This is a genomic window from Enterobacter sp. ENT02, assembly GCF_019219165.1.
Lineage (GTDB): Bacteria > Pseudomonadota > Gammaproteobacteria > Enterobacterales > Enterobacteriaceae > Enterobacter > Enterobacter mori.
On record NZ_JAHUWD010000002.1, the window covers coordinates 740,641 to 762,388 of the forward strand.

Consider the following 21,748-nt stretch of genomic DNA (forward strand, 5'->3'; position numbering starts at 1 on the left):
GCCTGGGGATCACCTGGGTGGCTGGCGAAATTATCGTGTTGTTTATTTAGTCAGTATCAGTTTTCCGGCATGGGTCTGGCGCAGAAGATAGTGCTGGCCGTCATGCTCGATAATGACCCGCCCCTCATCACCGAGCAGGGTTTTGCTGTCGATACGGCGATCGGTGGAGGTGGGGGAAGGCGCTGTGTGTGTTTTTATTGGCGTTGCCGCGCTGTTATCCGTACGTGACATAATGTTTATAAATAACAATCAATGTAACAATGATAATCATTATCAATAAACTGCAAATTCACGGCAAGCGTTTTTGTGAAAATTGTGTGACGGGATCAAATTTGTGGGAGGTGCAGTCTGATGCCCTCTCCCACAGGGAGAGGGCACGGATCGTAGGTCGGGTAAGCGCAGCGTCACCCGACAATAAGATCAGAAGCGAGAATCAACCGCAGCTGCCAGCTTCTCCAGCAGCAGCTCGCTGTCTTCCCAGCTCAGGCACGGGTCGGTGATCGACTGGCCGTAAACCATCTGCTGTCCGGTAACGATTTTCTGCGTGCCTTCTTTGAGGAAGCTTTCCGCCATAATGCCTGCCACGGCGGTGGAACCGCTGCGGATCTGCTGGCAGATCTCATCGCAGACATCCAGCTGGCGACGGTGCTGCTTCTGGCAGTTGCCGTGGCTGAAATCCACCACCAGGTGTTCCGGCAGGTCGAATTCGGCCAGCGTTTCGCAGGCTGCTGCGATATCTTGCGCATGATAATTCGGTTTTTTGCCGCCGCGCATAATGATATGCCCGTACGGATTACCGCTGGTCTGGTAGATGGTCATGTGACCGCTCTTATCCGGCGACAGGAACATATGGCTGGCACGCGAGGCGCGGATCGCGTCGACCGCAATTCGCGTGTTGCCATCGGTCCCGTTTTTAAAGCCGACCGGACAGGAGAGAGCAGAGGCCATCTCACGGTGGATCTGACTTTCGGTGGTCCGTGCACCAATTGCGCCCCAGCTGATCAGATCGGCGATAAACTGCCCGGTCACCATATCGAGAAACTCGGTCGCCGTCGGAACGCCCAGCTCGTTGACCTGTAAAAGCAGCTTCCGCGCCAGCTCAATACCGTGGTTCACGCGATAGCTGCCGTTGAGGTCTGGATCGGAAATCAGTCCCTTCCAGCCCACCACGGTGCGCGGTTTTTCAAAGTAGGTGCGCATGACGATCTCAAGGCGATGCTGATACTTCTCACGCATCCCCTGAAGACGTTTTGCGTAGTCCATCGCGGCATCCAGGTCGTGAATGGAGCAGGGGCCAATCACCACCAGAAGGCGCTTGTCTTCGCCGTTCAGGATTTTTTCAATGCGGCGGCGGGACGCCGTTACATGTTCCGCAACGCCTGCGGAAACGGGGTGCCGCTGGGCCAGTTCAGCCGGAGTCACCAGGCTATCAATGCGCGCAGTGCGGAGTTCGTCGGTTTTGTTCATGGAATGTCTCAGAATTTTTGTGCTTCATCGGCAGACTACCGGGAAGTGATGGGCATCACCTTAAACCAATCCCTGCTGATTTCAAGTTCGGGGCAAATTCGCCCCGATGATGCCCATTATGATAACTGAAACTGGATTAATGTACTAGCATATTAGTACATGCGGCGATTCAGCCCCATGATGTCGAGGATTTTGGTAGCAATTTCTTCTACGGAATAGTTGGTGCTGTTCAGCCACGGGATCTGGTTTTTGCGGTACAGCGCTTCAACCTCGGAAACTTCCATCCGGCACTGGCGCATGGAGGCGTAGCGGCTGTTCTCGCGGCGCTCTTCGCGGATGGCGGCGAGGCGCTCCGGGTTAATGGTCAGGCCGAACAGCTTGTGCTGCAGCGGCTTAAGGGCGGCGGGCAGCACCAGGTTGTCCATATCGTCGGCAATAAACGGGTAGTTTGCAGCGCGAATGCCAAACTGCATGGCCAGATAGAGGCTGGTCGGGGTTTTGCCGCAGCGCGACACGCCCAGCAGGATCACCTGCGCCTGGTCAAGATTACGCAGCGAGATCCCGTCGTCGTGGGCGAGGGTGTAGTCAATGGCGGCGATACGCGCATCGTACTTGGTCAGGTTTCCGGGGTTCAGCCCGTGTGTACGGTGGGCGATAGGCGTGGGGTCGAGCTTGAGCTCGCTTTGCAGCGGTGCCACCAGCGCCTGCACGATGTCCTGGCAGAAACCTTCACTTTGCAGAATGATGCTGCGAATTTCCGGGATAACAATCGAATAGAACACCAGCGGGCGCACGCCGGTTTGCTGGAAGATGGCGTCAATCTGGTCTTTCACCGCTTTGGCGCGGCTCTCATTTTCCACAAAGGGCAGCGTGATGCTGTTAATCGAAACGGGAAACTGCGACATCACCGCGTGCCCCAGCACCTCGGCGGTGATCGCCGTACCATCAGAAATATAAAAAACGTGGCGATCGACAGCACTATCCATTTTACTCACCCTGAATATCTAACCTAATTGTCTGAAAGCATAAATTAAAAAAGTTAATTGCACAGCAAAGAACTTATCTGAATTTAAAATGAAACGGTGTTTTTGATTTTCCTGAAAAGTGGATTTCATTTTTCAAATAGCGACTTTATTTTTGTGGTTTTTGGCTGAATATATAGGAATCATCGGTTTAGCGAGTGATGGGAAAGTATCCGAAAAGTTGAAAATTTAAATTGCTTACACGATTCACCGTTTTTTTAGCGGAAGTAAATATGCCAGTATAAATACGTAGTCAGGTGTTTCTTACTCCGATCAAATATCACAAAAGGATTGTTTCGATGTCCAACAATGGCTCGTCACCGCTGGTGCTTTGGTATAACCAACTCGGCATGAATGATGTAGACAGAGTTGGGGGCAAAAATGCCTCCCTGGGTGAAATGATTACAAATCTGTCCGGTATGGGTGTTTCCGTACCAAACGGGTTTGCCACCACCGCCGATGCCTTTAACCTGTTTTTAGACCAGAGCGGTGTTAACCAGCGCATTTACGACCTGCTGGATAAAACGGATATTGATGACGTCACCGAGCTTGCCAAAGCCGGGTCACAAATCCGCCAGTGGATCATCGACACACCTTTCCAGCCGGAACTGGAAAAAGCCATTCATGACGCGTACAACCAGCTCTCTGCTGACGATGCGCAGGCCTCCTTTGCCGTGCGTTCTTCTGCAACCGCAGAAGATATGCCCGATGCCTCATTCGCCGGACAACAGGAAACCTTCCTGAACGTTCAGGGTTACGATGCGGTGCTGGTGGCGGTGAAGCACGTGTTTGCTTCCCTGTTTAATGACCGCGCCATCTCCTATCGCGTGCACCAGGGCTACGACCATCGCGGTGTCGCGCTTTCCGCCGGCGTGCAGCGCATGGTGCGCTCGGACGTAGGTTCTTCCGGCGTGATGTTCTCCATCGATACTGAATCCGGCTTCGACCAGGTGGTGTTTATCACCTCCGCGTGGGGCCTGGGTGAGATGGTGGTGCAGGGCGCGGTAAACCCTGACGAATTCTACGTCCACAAGCCTACGCTGGCGGCTAACCGTCCGGCAGTGGTGCGCCGCACCATGGGCTCGAAAAAAATTCGCATGATCTATGCCCCAACCCAGGAGCATGGCAAGCAGGTTAAGATTGAAGATGTGCCGCAGGAGCAGCGCGACCGTTTCTCCCTGACCGACGCCGAAGTGGAAGAGCTGGCGAAGCAGGCGGTGCAGATCGAAAAACACTACGGTCGTCCGATGGATATCGAATGGGCGAAAGACGGTAACACCGGCAAGCTGTTTATCGTGCAGGCGCGTCCGGAAACCGTCCGCTCTCGTGGTCAGGTGATGGAGCGTTATACGCTGCACGCGCAGGGCAAAATCGTGGCGGAAGGCCGCGCCATCGGTCACCGTATCGGTGCTGGTCCGGTGAAAGTGATCCACGACATCAGCGAGATGAACCGCATTGAGCCAGGCGACGTGCTGGTGACCGACATGACCGACCCGGACTGGGAACCGATCATGAAGAAAGCGGCGGCCATTGTCACCAACCGCGGCGGTCGTACCTGTCACGCGGCGATCATTGCCCGCGAGCTGGGTATTCCTGCGGTTGTCGGCTGCGGTGACGCCACCGAGCGGATGAAGGACGGGCAGAACGTGACCGTCTCCTGTGCCGAAGGCGATACCGGCTACGTGTACGCCGACATCCTCGACTTCAGCGTGAAGAGCTCCAGCGTGGATACCATGCCGGACCTGCCGCTGAAGATCATGATGAACGTCGGTAACCCGGACCGCGCGTTTGACTTCGCCTGCCTGCCAAACGAAGGCGTGGGCCTGGCGCGTCTGGAATTCATCATCAACCGTATGATCGGCGTTCACCCGCGCGCGCTGCTGGAGTTTGACGACCAGGAGCCGAAGCTGCAGAACGAAATCCGCGAGATGATGAAAGGCTACGACTCACCAAGAGAGTTCTACGTCGGCCGTCTGACCGAAGGGATCGCGACGCTGGGCGCGGCGTTCTACCCGAAACGCGTGATTGTGCGTCTGTCAGACTTTAAGTCTAACGAATACGCCAACCTGGTGGGTGGCGAACGCTACGAGCCGGAAGAAGAGAACCCGATGCTGGGCTTCCGCGGGGCCGGACGCTACGTGTCCGACAGCTTCCGCGACTGTTTCGCGCTGGAGTGTGACGCGGTGAAACGCGTGCGCAACGACATGGGGCTGACCAACGTGGAGATCATGATCCCGTTCGTGCGTACCGTGGACCAGGCGAAAGCGGTGGTGGACGAGCTGGCGCGTCAGGGGCTGAAGCGCGGCGAGAACGGGCTGAAGATCATCATGATGTGCGAAATCCCGTCCAACGCCTTGCTAGCCGAGCAGTTCCTCGAGCACTTCGACGGCTTCTCTATCGGCTCGAACGACATGACGCAGTTGGCGCTCGGTCTGGACCGCGACTCTGGCGTGGTCTCTGAGCTGTTCGACGAGCGTAACGAGGCGGTGAAAGCGCTGCTCTCGATGTCCATCCGCGCGGCGAAGAAGCAGGGGAAATACGTCGGGATCTGCGGTCAGGGTCCGTCCGACCATGAAGACTTTGCCGCCTGGCTGATGGAAGAGGGGATTGATAGCCTCTCCCTGAACCCGGATACCGTGGTGCAAACCTGGCTGAGCCTGGCGGAACTGAATAAGTAACCGCGTAAAAACGGAAAAAGGCGAGGAGATATCTCCTCGCCTTTTTTTATTTCCATCCGAATATGCTCCCCATCACAAATAAAACAAAAAACCAAATATCATAATTTGTCTGTTAATTTAGACAATTGTTAGCGCGCAAAGCGTTGCTAATACTTGAGCCTTACTGCGCACTTCCCTTCAGATGATGCGCAACTGGTTGAAATACGTTTTAACCTGATAAAAAGGCAAATAACAATGACAATCTCCTCTGTATTACGTACGAAAGATAAAATAGGTTATGGCTTAGGTGATATGGCCAGCGCGCTGGTCTGGCAAACGGCGACATTATTTCTCGCCTATTTTTATACGGACGTTTTTGGCTTGCCCGCCGCGATTATGGGCACCATGTTTTTAGTGGTGCGCGTGGTCGATGCATTTATCGATCCCTGCATTGGTGCGCTCGTCGACCGCACGCAAACGCGCCACGGTCGTTTTCGCCCCTGGCTGCTGTGGTTTGCTATTCCGTTTGGCGTCAGCTGTCTGATTACCTTCTATGTACCGGACGTCGGGCCGACCGGGAAAATCGTCTATGCGTGCGTGACTTACGCCATTCTGAGCCTTATCTACTCGGCGATTAACGTGCCTTACTGCGCCATGCCGGGGGCGCTGACGCTGGATCCCCGCGAACGCCACTCTCTGCAATCCTGGCGCTTTGGGTTGTCCTTTATCGGCGGGCTGATCGTGACGGTGATTGCCCTGCCGCTGGTGTCACAGCTGGGGCAAGGTAACGTACAGAAAGGCTATTTCTATGCCATGAGCCTGATGGGGCTGCTGGGTATTGTTTTATTCTTCTGCTGCTTCCTGATGACCCGCGAACGTTATTCACCACGAAATGATACCTCCGGCTCCATGCTGACGGATTTAAAACTGCTGACCAAAAACAGCCAGTGGCGAATTGTGTTCGTGTTTAATATTCTGCTGTTAACGGCTGTCGTGACGCGTGGCTCTGCCACCATGTATTACGTCAATTATGTGCTGCTGCGCCCGGAACTGGTCTTTGCCTTTATTGTTTCAGGCATGGTGGCCTCATTAAGCGGGGCATTATTATCTGAACGCCTGCTCGGAAAATTTGATCGCGTTCGCGCCTATCAGTGGACCATTATGACGTTCGTGATTTTCGGGGCGCTGATTTTCTTCATTCCGCCTTCGCAGGTCTGGCTGATATTCGGCCTCAACATCGTTTTTAGCTTTATTCAAAACCTGACCACGCCGCTCCAGTGGACCATGTTCTCCGACGTGGTGGATTACGAAGAGCATCGCAGCGGTCGTCGTCTGGACGGTCTGGTCTTCTCTACCGCGCTGTTTGCCATCAAGTTTGGGCTGGCGCTGGGCGGGGCCGTGGTCGGTTGGGTGCTTGGCATGGTGGATTACGCCCCGGGCCAGGTGACGCAGGCGCCGCACGTGCTCTCTACCATCAACGCGCTCTTTACGCTCATTCCTTGCGTGCTGTTCCTCTGCATGGTGGCGCTTCTTTCCATTTACAAACTCAACAGTCGGCTGGTGGATTCCATTGCCCGTGAACTTGCGGGCAAGCGTGATGTGCGTCCCGACGCGAGGCAGCTCAGCCCGGCAACCCATTCTGCAATACAGGAGTAAAACATGACGGCTATCTATAAGGACGCAGGACGTCCGGTACACGAGCGCGTCGCCGATTTACTGGCGCGCATGACCCCGGAAGAGAAGTTTGCCCAGATGCACGCGTACTGGCTGATCCTCGATGAAAACGGCAATCACCGTGAACGGAGCGATCTCAGCGATGAGTTCGCAGGCGTGAGCGAGCAGGCCTCGCTCAGCGAACGGCTGAAGCTGGGTGTGGGGCAGATCACGCGTCCGCTCGGCACGCATATTGTTGATGCGAAAACGGGCGTGCGCGCGGCCAACCGACTCCAGCGCATGATGATGGAAGAGACGCGTCTCGGTATTCCGGCGCTGTTCCACGAGGAGTGTCTGGTGGGGCTGCTGTGCAAAGACGCAACACTGTTTCCGTCCTCGCTGAACTATGGGTCGACCTGGGACCCAGAGCTGGTGCAGCGGGCGGCGGAGCAGATTGGCAAAGAGGCGCGGTCTGTCGGCTGTCAGCAGGGGCTGGCGCCGGTGCTGGACGTGTCCCGCGACGTGCGCTGGGGGCGTACCGAAGAGACCTTCGGCGAAGATCCCTGGCTGGTGGGGGTGATGGCGACCGCCTACGTGAAGGGGTTACAGGGCGATAAACGCGACCTGCTGGCGACCCTGAAACATTACGTTGGCCACTCGTTTAGCGAAGGGGCGCGCAACCACGCGCCGGTGCACCTCGGGTTTAGCGAGCTGAATGATACCTTCCTGCTGCCGTTTGAAATGGCGGTGAAGCTGGCAAACGCCGGTTCGGTCATGCCCGCCTACCATGACATTGATAATCAGCCGGGTCACAGCGACAGCTTCCTGCTTACCACCGTCCTGCGTGAACAGTGGGGATTCGATGGGATTATTGTGGCGGACTACGGCGGCGTCAGCCTGTTGCACCAGCACCACGGGATTTCCCACGACGCGGCCGAATCTGCTGCGCTGGCGTTCAACGCCGGGCTGGACGTTGAGCTGCCGAAAGATGACTGCGCGCGCCATCTGGCGGAAGCGGTAGAGCGTGGGCTGATTTCGATGGCGAAGGTGGACGAGATCGTGGCGCGTACGCTGACGGAAAAATTCCGCCTTGGCCTGTTTGAACGTCCCTATGCCGATGAGCAGGGCAGCGATCTGCAAAATGAGACGACCCGGCAGGTGGCGCGTGATGTCGCGACAACGTCGATCACGCTTCTGGAAAACAATGGCATTCTGCCCCTCGGCGGAAAGCCTCGCGTTGCGCTGGTCGGCCCGACGGCAGACGATCCGCTGGCGTTACTCAGCGGTTACAGCTTCCCGGTACACCTGATCATCAGCGACATGGTGGAAGAGACGTCGCAGGTGACGACCCCGCGCGCGGCGCTGGAACACTATCTGGGTGCATCGAACGTGCGCTATGCCAAAGGGTGCCACATCATTGAAAAACGGATGGCGGGCGCGCCGGTCTTCCCCGGCGACAGTGGTGGTAATCCGATGCAGCAGTCGCCGGTTTCACTGAGCACCGCACTGATCCCCGAGGCGGTAGACGCCGCGCAACAAAGTGACGTGGTGGTGGCCTGCGTTGGCGATCTGGCCGGGCTGTTCCAGAGCGGCACCGTGGGTGAAGGCTCAGATACTGACTCATTGAATCTGCCTGGCGTGCAGCAACAGCTGCTGGAAGCGCTGGTCGCCACTGGTAAACCGGTGATCGTAGTGATGACCGGCGGGCGTCCGTACAACCTTCAGGGCCTCGAAGATAAGGTCGCGGCGCTGATGATGGCCTGGGCGCCCGGGCAGGAAGGGGGCTGGGCGATTGCGGACGTGCTGACGGGGCGGGCGGAGCCGCAGGGGCGTCTGGTGGTGAGCGTGCCGAAAAGCGCTGGGGCAATGCCGTATTACTACAATCACAAGCTCAAAAGCGGCGGCACGCCGTTTGCGTTCCATTTCGGTTCGCGTTACCCGTTTGGCTTCGGCCTCGGCTGGACGCAGTTTAGCTGGGGAGCGGCAAAAGTGGCGGCATCCAGCGTGCCGGTCGACGGCGAGGTGACGCTGAATGTGGATATCACCAATACCGGTGAGCGCAGCGGCAGCGAGGTGGTACAGGTTTACGTCAGGGATAAGGTCGCCACGCAGGTGCGGCCGCTTCAGGAGCTGAAGGCCTTCCAGCGCGTCACGCTCTCGCCGGGCGAAACCGCCACACTCACCTTTACGCTACCGGTTGAGATGTTCAACTTTACCCGTCGCGACGGGAAACGCATCGTTGAGCCGGGTGAGTTTGAACTGCAGGTTGGCGCATCGTCGGGGGATATTCGCGAGGCGGTGATGGTCAATGTGACAGGGGAAACGCGGGTATTGCCTGTTGAGTGGCGGATGCTCAGTACCTGTGAGGTTAAGCGCGCGTAGTCAGGATAAAAAAAAGCCCATCGTGGGAGATGGGCAAAGACTACACACAGCAATTCGTTGTTTCACTCAGGGGATTTCCATGCTTATAAATCAAGGTGTTGATTTATAACCGTGTCCTAATAGTAGGCATGTCGGCTTTTAGCGTCGATCAGATTCGTCTCAATAGTTAAAGAGACGTAAAGATTTCTTGAGGTTAGCAGCGGACTTGCTGCTGAAATGGCGGGTCTGACCAGTGAGTAATGAATAAATACTTTAGCAGCATTTAAGTATTATACGAAAGCATGTAGGCCGGGTAAGCGTTAGCGCCACCCGGCCAAAAGGCTTAATGCGTGTTCTTCTCTTCCAGCTCTTCCAGTTCGCTCAGGATCACATCCGGATCTGTTCCCGGAGGGGGAACTTCATGCACCCAGGCTGAGAAGAGACGCCATGTCACTGCGAGCAGCACCGGGCCGATAAAGAGGCCGATCATCCCAAACGCGATTAACCCGCCGATAACGCCTGACAGGATCAGAATCAACGGTAAATCAGCCCCCATGCGGATCAGTATCGGGCGAATGACGTTATCCATGGTGCCGACCACGCAGCTCCAGACCAGAAGCACGGTGCCCCAGGTGGTATCGCCTGTCCAGTAGAGCCAAATGATGGAAGGCACCAGCACCAGCAACGGTCCCAGTTGCGCAAGACAGGTCATCAGCATGACAACGGTGAATACGGTAGCGTACGGCACGCCGGAAATGGCCAGACCGATACCGCCCAGCACCGCCTGCACCAGCGCGGTCACCACCACGCCCAGCGCAACGGCACGGACGGCTTGCGCAGCCAGCAGCACGGCGGCATCGCCGCGTTTACCCGCCAGTCGGGTGGCAAAATGACGCACCCCAAGGGCAACCTGCTCACCGCGCCAGTACAGGAGCGCGCTAAAGACCAGCATCAGCGCGCAGTGCATCATAAAGCGACCAATATGCGCCGCCTGACCGACAAACCAGGTGGTGGTGGTGCCAATATACGGCCGCACTTTCGCGATCAGCGCGCTGCCGCCCATCTCCAGCAGGCTGTGCCAGCCGCTATAGAGTTTTGCACCGACCAGTGGAATGCTGTTAAGCCACGCGAGATCCGGCAACGTCAGATCCCCGCTGGTGGCGGCACGGATAACCGGGCCACTGGAGTCGACAAGACTATTTACCAGCAGGGCAATCGGAATAATAAACAGCATGAACAGCAGCAGCGTCATGACCAGCACCGCCAGGCCACGGCGGCCAAACAGCAGTTTCTGCAGCCGTAATAGCAGAGGCCAGGTGGCGACGACAACGGTAGCGGCCCACGCAAAGCCAAGCACGAAGGGTTGAACAATCCACAGACACGCAATAATCATCAGGGCTAAAAACAGCACCGACAGCAAAATTTGCGCAACATCCCTGGGCTGACGAAGATTAACCATAAACGTAACTTTCCTTAAATGAACACCAGCATGGCTGGCGAGAACGTGAACCGCCTTTCTCTAATCATTAGTGATATCAGCGATTTTTGACAGGCGGATTTTGCCCGTAATTCTGCTGAGCGCATAAGAAAAAAATGTGATAAAAAGTTGTGATACAACGCAAACGATTTCCACAACAACTCTAATTAGGGTCGACAGTGATGATCCCACAGATTTCTCAGGCACCTGGCGTCGTTCAGCTGGTGCTTAATTTTTTGCAAGCACTGGAGCAACAGGGTTTTACAGGTGATACCGCCACGAATTATGCCGACAGGCTGACAATGGCGACCGATAACAGTATCTACCAGCTTCTCCCCGATGCCGTCGTTTTTCCACGCTCTACAGCAGATGTGGCGCTGATTGCCCGTCTGGCCTCGCAGGAGCGCTTCACCTCTCTGGTTTTCACACCCCGTGGCGGCGGTACCGGCACCAACGGGCAGGCGCTGAACCAGGGCATCATCATCGATATGTCCCGCTATATGAACCGCATCATTGAAATCAACCCTGAAGAGGGATGGGTGCGCGTGGAGGCGGGGGTTATCAAAGATCAGCTTAATCAATTCTTAAAACCGTACGGCTACTTTTTTGCGCCGGAACTGTCGACCAGCAACCGGGCGACCATTGGCGGGATGATCAATACCGACGCATCCGGTCAGGGCTCTCTGGTCTACGGTAAAACTTCCGATCACGTGCTGGGCGTGCGCGCGGTGCTTCTGGGGGGCGACATCCTCGATACCCAGCCAATGCCGGTCGAGTTGGCCGAGACGCTGGGTAAAGAGAGCACGGCGAGCGGGCGGATTTATCGCACCGTGCTGGAGCGCTGTCGCGATAACCGTCAACTGATCCTCGACAAATTCCCGAAACTGAACCGCTTCCTGACGGGTTACGATCTGCGTCACGTCTTTAACGACGACCTGACCCAGTTCGATTTAACCCGCGTGTTGACCGGTTCGGAAGGTACGCTGGCGTTTATTACCGAAGCGCGTCTGGATATCACCCGGCTGCCGAAGGTGCGTCGCCTGGTGAACGTTAAATACAACTCCTTCGATTCTGCCCTGCGCAATGCGCCGTTTATGGTGGATGCGCGGGCGTTGTCGGTGGAAACCGTTGATTCAAAAGTGTTGAACCTGGCAAGGGAAGATATCGTCTGGCATTCGGTCAGTGAGCTGATTACCGATGTACCCGACAAAGAGATGCTCGGTCTGAACATCGTCGAGTTCGCTGGCGATGACGCCGAACTGATCGAACGTCAGGTTAGCACGCTGTGCCAGCGGCTGGACGAACTGATTGCACGTGGTGAAGGCGGCGTGATCGGCTGGCAGCTGTGCAACGATCTCTCCGGCATTGAGCGTATCTATGCGATGCGTAAAAAAGCGGTGGGGCTGCTCGGGAATGCGAAAGGGGCCGCGAAGCCGATTCCGTTTGCCGAGGATACCTGCGTGCCGCCGGAACATCTGGCGGATTACATCGTTGAATTCCGCGCGCTGCTGGACAGCCACGGCCTGAGCTACGGCATGTTTGGCCACGTGGACGCGGGCGTGCTGCACGTGCGTCCGGCGCTGGATATGTGCGACCCGCAGCAGGAGATCCTGATGAAGGAGATCTCCGACGACGTGGTGGCCTTAACCGCCAAATATGGCGGCCTGCTGTGGGGTGAGCACGGCAAAGGGTTCCGCGCGGAGTACAGCCCGGCGTTCTTCGGGGAGCAACTCTTCGGTGAACTGCGTAAGGTCAAAGCGGCCTTCGACCCGGATAACCGCCTCAATCCCGGTAAGATTTGCCCGCCGGAGGGCGTTGACGCGCCAATGCTGCAGGTGGATGCGGTCAAGCGCGGCACCTATGACCGACAAATCCCGATTGCGGTGCGCTCTTCCTGGCGTGGCGCGATGGAGTGCAACGGCAACGGCCTGTGCTTTAACTTCGATGTGAAGAGCCCGATGTGTCCGTCGATGAAAATCACCAGCAACCGTATCCACTCGCCAAAAGGGCGTGCGACGCTGGTGCGCGAGTGGCTGCGACTGCTGGCGGACCGCGGCGTCGACCCGCTCAAGCTTGAGCAGGAACTGCCGGAAAAACGCGCCAGCCTGCGTTCCCTTATCGAACGCACCCGCAACAGCTGGCATGCGAATAAAGGCGAATACGACTTCTCGCATGAAGTGAAAGAGGCCATGTCCGGCTGCCTGGCCTGCAAGGCCTGTTCGACGCAGTGTCCGATCAAAATCGACGTGCCGGAGTTCCGCTCGCGCTTCCTGCAGCTTTACCACACGCGCTATCTGCGACCGATGCGCGACCATCTGGTGGCGACGGTGGAAAGCTACGCCCCGCTGATGGCGCGTGCGCCGAAGACCTTTAACTTCTTTATCAATCAGCCGCTGGTGCGCAAGCTTTCCGAAAAACATATCGGCATGGTGGATCTGCCGCTGCTCTCGACACCGTCGCTGCAACGCCAGCTGGTGGGACACCGCTCGGCAAACATGACGCTGGAGCAGCTTGAAGCCCTGAGTGATGCGCAAAAAGCCAACGTGGTGCTGGTGGTGCAGGATCCGTTTACCAGTTACTACGATGCGCAGGTGGTGGCCGATTTTATCCGTCTGGCGGAAAAAGTGGGCTACCAGCCGGTTGTGCTGCCTTTCTCCCCGAATGGCAAGGCGCAGCACATTAAGGGCTTCCTGACCCGTTTTGCGAAAACGGCGCAGAAAACGTCTGACTTCCTGAATCGCGTGGCGCAGCTTGGGATACCCATGGTCGGCGTCGATCCGGCGCTGGTACTGTGCTACCGCGATGAGTACAAGCAGAAGCTGGGCGAAAAACGCGGTGATTTTCATGTCATGCTGGTACACGAGTGGCTGCCTTTAGCGCTACAGCAAACTGCCGCGCGAGAGGCCAGCGGTGAGCCATGGTATCTCTTTGGCCACTGTACTGAAGTCACGGCACTGCCGGGTGCTCCCGCCCAGTGGGCCGCTATTTTCGCCCGTTTTGGCGCGAAGCTGGAAAACGTCAGTGTGGGCTGCTGCGGTATGGCAGGTACCTACGGGCACGAAGTGAAAAACTACGCCAATTCGCTTGGGATCTATGAATTATCGTGGCAACAGGCGATGCAGCGTCTACCGCGTAACCGCTGCCTGGCCACGGGGTATTCGTGTCGCAGCCAGGTAAAACGCGTTGAAGGTAACGGCGTTCGCCATCCATTACAGGCTTTGCTGGAGATTATCGGATGATCTGGAAACGTGCGGTGACGCTGCAGGCGTTAAACGCCATGGGCGAGGGAAACATGGTGGGGCTGCTGGACATCCAGTTTACCCGCATTGGCGAGAATGAGCTGGAAGCGACGATGCCCGTCGATAGCCGCACCCATCAGCCGTTCGGTTTATTGCACGGCGGCGCGTCCGTTGTGCTGGCTGAAACGCTGGGTTCGGTTGCGGGCTATCTCTGTACCGAAGGGGAGCAGAAGGTTGTCGGGCTGGAGGTGAACGCTAACCATATCCGCTCTGTTCGCAGCGGGCGCGTGCGCGGTATTTGCCGCGCGCTTCATGCCGGGAGCCGTCATCAGGTGTGGCAGATCGATATTCTCGATGAGCAGGAACGCCTGTGCTGCTCCTCAAGACTGACGACGGCAGTTGTGTAAAGTTTCCTGATGTTTTTGCCCATGGTCAAAAACTAGCCAGCGCGTTGTGATATACTGGTCAGGATTTGTACATAAGCGAGGACATCATGGATACTGAAATAACCCCAACCCAACTGGCAATTGAATATTTACGTCGCGATAAGAGCAACCTGTCTCCGGCGCAGTACCTGAAAAAACTGAAACAACTTGAGCTGGAATTTGCAGATTTGCTGGCGCTCTCTTCAAACGAGCTGAAAGAAGAGATCTATTTTGCCTGGCGGTTGGGCGTTCACGTCCATTGAGTGCGAATGAAAAGGCCGCGTATGCGGCCTTTTTTGTGTCTGGAATTCAGTATTTGGCGGGAAGCTTATTGATTTTTATCAGCCTGCCTTCATCGATTTCAATAAATCCGCCTGTTTTTAGATCGGCCAGAATGCGCATAACGCCACTGCGCGAGAGCTGCGTTTTTTCCCTGATATACCTTTCTGCCGTCACGCCGAGCCGATAAGCCTCATCTTCCTCCATCAGCTTAAGAAGCTGCTGGCGAATCATCTCATACGCCGTCGGTGCGCCTTGTGGCATTACGTTGTTATACAGTCGGCTATAGACAAACATCAGCTGGTTAGAAAGCAGGCCCCATAACGCTTTCTCTTTAATAATTTCACTGACCTTCTCGGTAGGGAGAATGCCAATCAGGCATGGGCTCACGGTTTTGATGTAATCATTGAAATAAATGTCCGTCAGATTCGCGAGACCAAACAGAGCAGGGCTGCGGGCGGTGGAGAGCATCATGTCATCGCTTCTGCGGTAGACGGCAATTGTCCCCTCCAGAATTAAATAACAGATCCCCTTGCCGTTGACCTGAAGATCGAATTGCTCACCACGGCCTGTTCTGCGCGCGGTGCAGTACGGCTCTAAATAAGAGATCAGTTCCCGGGCGTAGGGAGAGCCGCGATGTTGTTGTGCTGAAGACATTGTCTGAAACCTGAAAAAAGATCGGACTGATTATAGTGTCGCTCTTATCCTCTACCTTCTCCAGATATAAATGTGAGGTCAGTACTTTCGGGGTAAGTGATGGATATCCATCAGCACTCCGCGCGCCATAGTGATGTATTTACCCGTTCGTAACTCCGCCAGAATACGCATAATACCGCTACGGGAAAGATAGGTCCGGCTTTTGATATAGGCTGCGGCGGTCGTGTTGAGCCTTATCGCCTCAGGCTCCTGCATCAGTTCAACAAGCTGAAAGCGGATGATGTCGTAAGCCGACATTTGCGATATCTGGGCACAGTGTTCATAGACGCGTGAGGCGGTATAGATCAGCAGGTTAGAAAAATGCTCCCACAGATTTTGCTGCGCAACGATGCAATTAAAACGCTCCAGCGACACAGCCGCGACTTCGGAGGTTTCCAGCGCCCTGACATAAAGATGCTCAGAGGAGAACTGGCTGCTTACACCCAGAATAAAGGGCGCTGATTCAGAATTTAAGACAATACCATCTCCACGGCGGTGTAATGCCACGCTCCCCTGGATCAGTAAAAAACACTGGCGAATATCGCTCTTGTAATAGTGAACCACTTCCCCTCTGGACAGTATTTTCCTTTCTGCTGAAGGAAGTAGGGTATCGATAATTTTTTCAATGTGCTTATAGGGTTTTAGGTGGAGCACGGTGGAATTGTCTTTACTATATTCTGTAGCCATTCGGGTATTCATCAGCTGCCTCATTCACTCATGCGATCATTTTTTGATCGGCATAAAGAATTATCTTAAAAAACAGCATTTCAGGGAATGATCGAAGCAGGTCTAATAATAGACTGGTGGATGTGTAAAATCTAATCTTATGAATTTAAAGGATTTCTATTAAGAGTCTAAAAGTAGACCCTGAATAATCTGTCTAAGGTTTATCTAAAAGGAGATGTTTCGTGATTGTTAAATGTCAGTCTACAGCTAGACCTCAAAAGAATTGTGTGCGGAATAAGAGTTGGTTAAATTTTGACTCGTCGACAGGAATGCTCAGACTTCTATTTGTGAGTCATTTATCGGGTTCCTGACAAAAATAAAAGGCAACGCTCAGATTGATTGAAGCTTGTGGGGAACGTTTGCCCGGATTTCAGTAATAAATAAAGTGATACAGGGTAGGATATGATGAAAAAGAAAATGATGATGGCAATGCTGGCAGTGAGTTCTGCACTGCCGATGACGCAGGCTTTTGCTGCAGCGGGTACCGTTAATTTTAACGGTAATATTCTGGATTCCGCCTGCGACGTTGATGTGGCGTCTCAGAACCAGGTCGTCGTATTAGGCGATTATTATAAAACTGAATTCCCAACAACGGGAGCCAGAACCGCTGCCACGCAATTCAGTATTGTATTGAAAAACTGTCCGGTCACGGTGACTAACGCGAAAGTGCGCTTTGACGGTACGCCTGATTTAAGCAACGCCAGCCTGCTGGCAATTGACTCCTCGGTGGCAGGGGCGGCAACAGGGGTGGCAATCAACCTGATGAGCGCCGATAAGGCCGATCTGCCTCTGCATGGCAGCAACAGCTATTCCTATGCACTGAGCAGCACCGCAGATAATACGCTGAACTTCTATGCGCAGTATATTTCGACCGCCGCGTCAGTCACTGCCGGTCCGGCAAACTCGGTCGCGAACTTCTCCGTGGTTTACAACTGAGTTTTTGCAGCAATCAGTAGGGGGCCCAACCCGGCCCCTTTGTTTTAAGAGGTTTTTTCCCATGCATTTTATCAGAACAACAGGGCTGGCGGTGGCGCTGTTACCGTTGGCATTAATGACGGCCAATGCCGGGGTTATTATTGGTGGTACTCGCATTATTTTCGAGGGTGCGAAGAAAGAAGCCACAATCAATATTACTAACCCTGACAATACTCCTTATTTAATCCAGTCCTGGATAGATATGCAGGATGGGGGGGCGGGTAAAGCGCCGTTTATTATTACGCCGCCGCTGTATCGCCTGGACGGTGGACAAAAAAACCTTGAGCGTATTGTAATGACGGGTTCCCTGCCTCAGGAGCAGGAAAGTTTATTTTGGTTGAATATTAAAGCGATTCCCTCAGCCTCAAAACAGATGAACGCCCTGCAAATTGCGGTAAAGACGCGGATTAAATTAATTTATCGGCCTGAAGGTCTGCGTGCGTCAACTCCGGAAGAACAAGCGAATAAATTAACGTGGCAACAATCCGGGAATGCGATTCAGGTGAATAATCCCACGCCCTACGTGATCAATTTCAATGAGATTACTCTGGGCGGGCGAAAACTTGATGATGTGACCTATGTTTTACCCGGCGCATCAGCCCGATTTTTATTACCTGAAGGGGTGAGTGGTCATTCTCTCACATTTAAAGTCATTAATGACTATGGCAGTCCTGGCACCGCACATCAAGCCAGTTTCTGATGCTCGTGCATTCATTAGGTTTCCTGCAATGACAACCTCAACGCATAGGATACGGCCTGCTCGTCTGGCGATATTTATCGCCTGCGCACTTGCCGGTTCATCACCGGCACTTTATGCCAGTGAAACGTTTAATACGGAACTGGTTGAGCTGGATAATCCTGGAATGGGCAAAGCAGACCTGTCGGCTTTTGAAACAGGCTCTCAGGCACCGGGAACGTACCATGTTGACATCATTCTTGACGACCAGTTAATGGAGACCCGCGATATCGCCTTTGCCGCAGTGAAAAGCGACAACGGTAATGAGATATTGCAGCCTTGCCTGAGTATCGACCAGTTAAAACAGTGGGGAGTGAAAACCGCGCTATTTCCTCAGCTTGCTTCGGGAAAAAGTGACTGCGCGGATCTTCAGGCCATTCCGCAAGCCAGTACCGATTTTCAGTTTGGCGCTCAGCGCCTTCTGATCAGCATTCCACAGGCGGCGATCGATCTGCCCGCGCGAGGCTATGTGTCGCCAGAGATGTGGGATGAGGGGATCGCGGCGGCCATGCTCAATTACAGCCTGAGCGGCGCGAACACCCGGGCGAGCCACGGTGAAGGCAACAGTAGCAACAGCCAGTATGCCAACCTGCGTCCGGGGATCAATATCGGTCCGTGGCGTCTGCGCAATTACTCCACGTGGTCACGGGACGGTTCCGGTCAGGGCAGGTGGGACACCGTCTATACCTATGCGCAGCGTGCCGTGATCCCCCTGAAAGCACAGCTGACGCTTGGAGACAGTTCTGCACCAGCTGACGTGTTTGACAGTATGCCGTTTCGCGGCGCTCAGTTGGCATCTGATGACGACATGCTGCCAGATTCCCTGAAGGGGTATGCCCCAGTCGTGCGGGGTATCGCGCGCACCAGTGCGCAGGTTGTGGTGCGGCAGAATGGTTATCAGATCTACCAAAGCTACGTAGCACCCGGTGCATTCGAGATTACGGATATGTATCCGACCGGAGGGGCTGGCGATCTGGACGTGACGATCAAAGAAGCCGATGGCAGCGAGCAACATTTCATACTGCCGTATGCGTCGTTGCCGGTACTGCAGCGTGAAGGCCGTCTGAAATATGCCCTCACCGGGGGGCAATATCGATCCTATAACCACAGCGTGGACAACACGCCTTTCGGGCAACTTACCGGCATTTATGGCCTGAAGCACGGGATCACCCTCTATGGCGGAGTGCAGGGCTCAAGCAGATATCGTTCGTTGGCTATGGGGGTGGGTAAGAACATGGGCGATTTCGGCGCGCTCTCAGCAGACCTCACGCAGGGTTGGTCAACGCCGGATAACACAGCCAAAACCAACGGTCAGTCCTTACGCGCGAGGTATAGCAAGAATTTCGTGAATACCGGGACGAACTTTTCCATCGCGGGATACCGCTATTCAACCCGCGGTTATTACGGGATGCAGGAGGTGCTGGATTCTTACGGAGACAGCAGCGCGCTTCAGGAGAGGCGGCGTAACCGCGCAGAGCTGACGATGAGCCAGACGCTGGGCGTCGACCTTGGGTCTCTAACCCTTAGCGCGGCGCGGGAAGATTACTGGAACACCGGTAAGTCGATGGCTTCCTGGAGTGTCGGATACAACAACGACTGGCATAACATCAGCTACGGGGTGACCTGGACATACAGTAAAAATGCCAGCGCTGCGTCATACGGCAGCGGGAGTGGGAAAACCTATGACCATGACCAGCAGCTGGCATTCAACATCAGCGTGCCGCTGGATAAATTCCTGCCGCGGACGTGGGCCAACTATGCCATGAGCGCCAGCAAGAATAACGGCACCACGCACAATATCGGCATGAACGGCGTTGCGCTCGAGAACAGCGCGCTCGGCTGGAACGTGCAGCAGGGTTACGGCACGAACGGCGTGGGTTACACCGGCAACATGAACGGTGATTACAAAGGCACCTACGGCGAACTGACAGCGGGCTATGGCTACGACAAAAACAGCGAGCGTCTGAATTACGGGCTGCAGGGGGGCATACTCACACACGCCGATGGCGTCACGTTTTCTCAGCCGCTGGGTGAGACGAATGCCCTGATAAAAGCGCCCGGTGCGCGGGGTGTCGATATCCGAAATCAGTCCGGAGTACGTACGGATTATCGCGGTTATACGGTGGTCAGTAATTTGTCCGTGTACCGAAAAAACGATCTCATCCTCGATCCGGAAAATATGCCTGACGATGTTGAGCTGGAGATCAATACCCGTACGGTCACCCCGACGCGCGGGGCGGTGGTGAGAGCGGACTATCTTTCCAGAGTCGGACGTCGGGTGCTGATGACCCTGACAGACAACAACCGTCCCGTCCCGTTTGGCGCCGTGGTCACCCTCGCGGGCGAGCGTAACAACAGTTTCATCGTGGGCGATCGCGGCCAGGTGTATTTGACCGGCATGAGCGAGCAGGGGACGTTAGTTGCGACCTGGGGAAACCAGGACAGCCAACAATGCCGTGCTGTTTTCAATCTGCCGAAACAATCTACCTACAGTGGAATAACGGACGTGAGTGCCACGTGTCGCCAGGAGCATTAACATGAAATTCATTCAGGCTATTTTACTGCTCTGTTTACTCACGGGCTGGAATAACAGCGTGCGTGCAGGGAGCTGCACGACAATAATACCGCAAATTTCCACGCTGTCGGTGGGCACGATAAATGTCCAGCGCGATGCGCCTGTCGGGACGGTGGTATTTTCCGGCGCGGCCACCTATACGGGATCCTATCTTACCGGGTGCAGTAATCCATTAATGCTCGGATTTAGCATGCGCTATAACAACGCCACGTTGAGCAGCTACGGCAACCATGTTTACAACACCAATATCAGCGGAATTGGGATTCGTTTTTCTTCGAATAACAACTTTGAAAATCCGGCCAATACGTTTTCTTATAATGCGCAGACCTCTTATGTTGACTGGTACGGCGGCAAAATTGAACTTGTGGTCACCGGTCCGGTTTCGTCTGGTGCCTTAACGCCGGGGGTCATAGGCGTAGTGACGCTTCAGGGGAGCGATGGCGTCTACCGCGACGGCCTGACGACCCAGCTCACCAGCGGGACGATCAATGCGCTTGCATGCAGTATTACCACGCCTCAGCTGACGTTCCCCATTGGCGATATCTCCGCCTCAGCGTTTGGCACGGCGATCGGAACCACGCCCACGGGCGCGCAGAATACGCAAAACCTGGGGTTAACCTGCACCCCCGGAACCAATATTAGCGTTTCGCTTGGCGGAATTCAGAACCCGGACAGCAGCAATACCAGCGTAATGGCGCTAACGGGACAGGGGATGACCGGTACGGCAAAAGGCGTGGGCGTGCAACTTTTATATAACGGCACGCCGCTGGTGTTGAATAGCCGCCTGCTATTAAAACAATCTTCGGGTGGAGAAGAGACGATGCCGTTAACGGTGCGATATTACCAGACGCTAACGTCTGTCGAATCCGGCGCGGCCAATGCCTCTGCCACGCTTAATTTGACCTACCAGTAGCAGGTAAATGATGAAACTCTCACACAAGAAACTGCTCTTTCTCGCCTTGCTGAGCTGGACGGCCTTTTCCGCCGATAACGTGAGTCTTGACGTGACGGGAAATATTGTGGCCTCGCCCTGCATATTTAATGGCGGGAATACGCAGCTGGATATTAATCTCGGCAATATTCAGGCGACAAACATGGTGACGCCGGGTTCATCCTCCGACCCGGTGACGTTTAATCTGCAGTTTACGCAGTGTCCCGCGGGGACGCGCAGCGTGACGGTCTCCTTCACCGGAAACCCCGATCCGGTTGCCGGGGCGGACTACTACATGAACAGCGGCTCAGCAATGAACGTGGCGGTTGCCATGCGTGAGGCGGGGACCGGCATGCTCAAAGGAACGGGCTCCAGCATGACGCAAAATATTGCAGCAGACCGAACGGCCAGCATGCCCATGCAGGCATCGGTGATATCCCAGGCCGGTGGCGCGACGCCGGGAAGCATCAGCGCGGTTGTTGTGATGACGATGCAATACAACTGAATGCCGGAAAGCGCATTTATCATG

The 21,748-nt window shown here is 55.1% G+C and carries 17 protein-coding genes and 1 other RNA gene; 11 read left to right on the forward strand and 7 right to left on the reverse strand.

Annotated elements, in window-relative coordinates; all coding sequences use genetic code 11:
- Window positions 1-42: 42 nt before the first annotated feature.
- From hemP to KW829_RS09530, 3 genes are all read right to left on the reverse strand, one after another.
- A complete protein-coding gene (gene hemP / locus KW829_RS09520; RefSeq protein ID WP_010426061.1) occupies window positions 43-231 on the reverse strand; it encodes a hemin uptake protein HemP in 189 nt (62 codons plus the stop codon).
- A gap of 189 nt (window positions 232-420) precedes the next feature.
- Complete coding sequence (gene aroH, locus KW829_RS09525) at window positions 421-1,467, reverse strand: 3-deoxy-7-phosphoheptulonate synthase AroH (protein WP_108416820.1); 1,047 nt, start codon at window positions 1,465-1,467, stop codon at window positions 421-423.
- A gap of 152 nt (window positions 1,468-1,619) precedes the next feature.
- On the reverse strand, window positions 1,620-2,453 hold the full coding sequence (locus tag KW829_RS09530; protein ID WP_042719439.1) for a pyruvate, water dikinase regulatory protein: 834 nt from the start codon (window positions 2,451-2,453) through the stop codon (window positions 1,620-1,622).
- A 335-nt stretch (window positions 2,454-2,788) separates the two neighbouring features.
- Here KW829_RS09530 and ppsA point away from each other — a divergent pair, with 335 nt between their 5' ends.
- The 3 genes from ppsA (at window position 2,789) to KW829_RS09545 (ending at window position 9,181) form a co-directional block, all read left to right on the forward strand.
- On the forward strand, window positions 2,789-5,167 hold the full coding sequence (gene ppsA / locus KW829_RS09535; RefSeq protein WP_010430177.1) for a phosphoenolpyruvate synthase: 2,379 nt from the start codon (window positions 2,789-2,791) through the stop codon (window positions 5,165-5,167).
- A gap of 234 nt (window positions 5,168-5,401) precedes the next feature.
- Window positions 5,402-6,802, forward strand: a complete 1,401-nt coding sequence (locus KW829_RS09540; protein ID WP_089601033.1) for an MFS transporter — start codon at window positions 5,402-5,404, stop codon at window positions 6,800-6,802.
- A 3-nt stretch (window positions 6,803-6,805) separates the two neighbouring features.
- A complete protein-coding gene (locus KW829_RS09545) occupies window positions 6,806-9,181 on the forward strand; it encodes a glycoside hydrolase family 3 N-terminal domain-containing protein (RefSeq protein WP_218308083.1) in 2,376 nt (791 codons plus the stop codon).
- Between the two features lie 5 nt (window positions 9,182-9,186).
- Here KW829_RS09545 and rprA read toward each other — a convergent pair.
- Both rprA and ydiK read right to left on the reverse strand, forming a co-directional pair.
- Window positions 9,187-9,294: antisense sRNA RprA (rprA, locus tag KW829_RS09550), an RNA gene on the reverse strand.
- 209 nt (window positions 9,295-9,503) lie between these two features.
- On the reverse strand, window positions 9,504-10,619 hold the full coding sequence (gene ydiK, locus KW829_RS09555; RefSeq protein WP_010430184.1) for an AI-2E family transporter YdiK: 1,116 nt from the start codon (window positions 10,617-10,619) through the stop codon (window positions 9,504-9,506).
- Window positions 10,620-10,819: 200 nt separating this feature from the next.
- Here ydiK and KW829_RS09560 point away from each other — a divergent pair, with 200 nt between their 5' ends.
- The 3 genes from KW829_RS09560 to KW829_RS09570 all read left to right on the forward strand — a co-directional run bounded on the left by KW829_RS09560 (window position 10,820) and on the right by KW829_RS09570 (window position 14,564).
- The gene (locus tag KW829_RS09560) at window positions 10,820-13,876 is read left to right on the forward strand and encodes an FAD-binding and (Fe-S)-binding domain-containing protein (RefSeq protein ID WP_218308084.1); all 3,057 of its coding nucleotides are present in this window, start codon (window positions 10,820-10,822) and stop codon (window positions 13,874-13,876) included.
- Window positions 13,873-14,283: a 1,4-dihydroxy-2-naphthoyl-CoA hydrolase gene (gene menI / locus KW829_RS09565; RefSeq protein ID WP_042715638.1), complete on the forward strand. Its 411-nt coding sequence runs from the start codon at window positions 13,873-13,875 to the stop codon at window positions 14,281-14,283. Before KW829_RS09560 ends, menI begins: the two co-directional genes overlap by 4 nt.
- A gap of 86 nt (window positions 14,284-14,369) precedes the next feature.
- Window positions 14,370-14,564, forward strand: coding sequence for a YdiH family protein (locus KW829_RS09570; protein WP_010430192.1), 195 nt, complete (start codon window positions 14,370-14,372; stop codon window positions 14,562-14,564).
- A gap of 46 nt (window positions 14,565-14,610) precedes the next feature.
- Here KW829_RS09570 and KW829_RS09575 read toward each other — a convergent pair whose 3' ends face one another.
- Window positions 14,611-15,237 carry a helix-turn-helix domain-containing protein gene (locus tag KW829_RS09575; protein ID WP_010430194.1) on the reverse strand — a complete coding sequence of 209 codons (627 nt, stop codon included), beginning with the start codon at window positions 15,235-15,237 and terminating at the stop codon, window positions 14,611-14,613.
- A gap of 78 nt (window positions 15,238-15,315) precedes the next feature.
- Window positions 15,316-15,975 carry a helix-turn-helix domain-containing protein gene (locus KW829_RS09580; protein ID WP_010430197.1) on the reverse strand — a complete coding sequence of 220 codons (660 nt, stop codon included), beginning with the start codon at window positions 15,973-15,975 and terminating at the stop codon, window positions 15,316-15,318.
- Window positions 15,976-16,407: 432 nt separating this feature from the next.
- On the opposite strand from KW829_RS09580, the gene KW829_RS09585 reads away from it, so the two are divergent.
- From KW829_RS09585 to KW829_RS09605, 5 genes are all read left to right on the forward strand, one after another.
- Window positions 16,408-16,938, forward strand: a complete 531-nt coding sequence (locus KW829_RS09585) for a fimbrial protein (RefSeq protein WP_029485046.1) — start codon at window positions 16,408-16,410, stop codon at window positions 16,936-16,938.
- Between the two features lie 61 nt (window positions 16,939-16,999).
- Window positions 17,000-17,677: a molecular chaperone gene (locus tag KW829_RS09590; RefSeq protein ID WP_218308085.1), complete on the forward strand. Its 678-nt coding sequence runs from the start codon at window positions 17,000-17,002 to the stop codon at window positions 17,675-17,677.
- A 28-nt stretch (window positions 17,678-17,705) separates the two neighbouring features.
- The gene (locus KW829_RS09595) at window positions 17,706-20,249 is read left to right on the forward strand and encodes a fimbria/pilus outer membrane usher protein (protein ID WP_218308086.1); all 2,544 of its coding nucleotides are present in this window, start codon (window positions 17,706-17,708) and stop codon (window positions 20,247-20,249) included.
- A gap of 1 nt (window position 20,250) precedes the next feature.
- Entirely contained in the window at window positions 20,251-21,201 is a 951-nt protein-coding gene (locus tag KW829_RS09600) for a fimbrial protein (RefSeq protein WP_218308087.1), read from the forward strand.
- Between the two features lie 10 nt (window positions 21,202-21,211).
- On the forward strand, window positions 21,212-21,724 hold the full coding sequence (locus tag KW829_RS09605) for a fimbrial protein (protein ID WP_218308228.1): 513 nt from the start codon (window positions 21,212-21,214) through the stop codon (window positions 21,722-21,724).
- Window positions 21,725-21,748 lie beyond the last annotated feature (24 nt).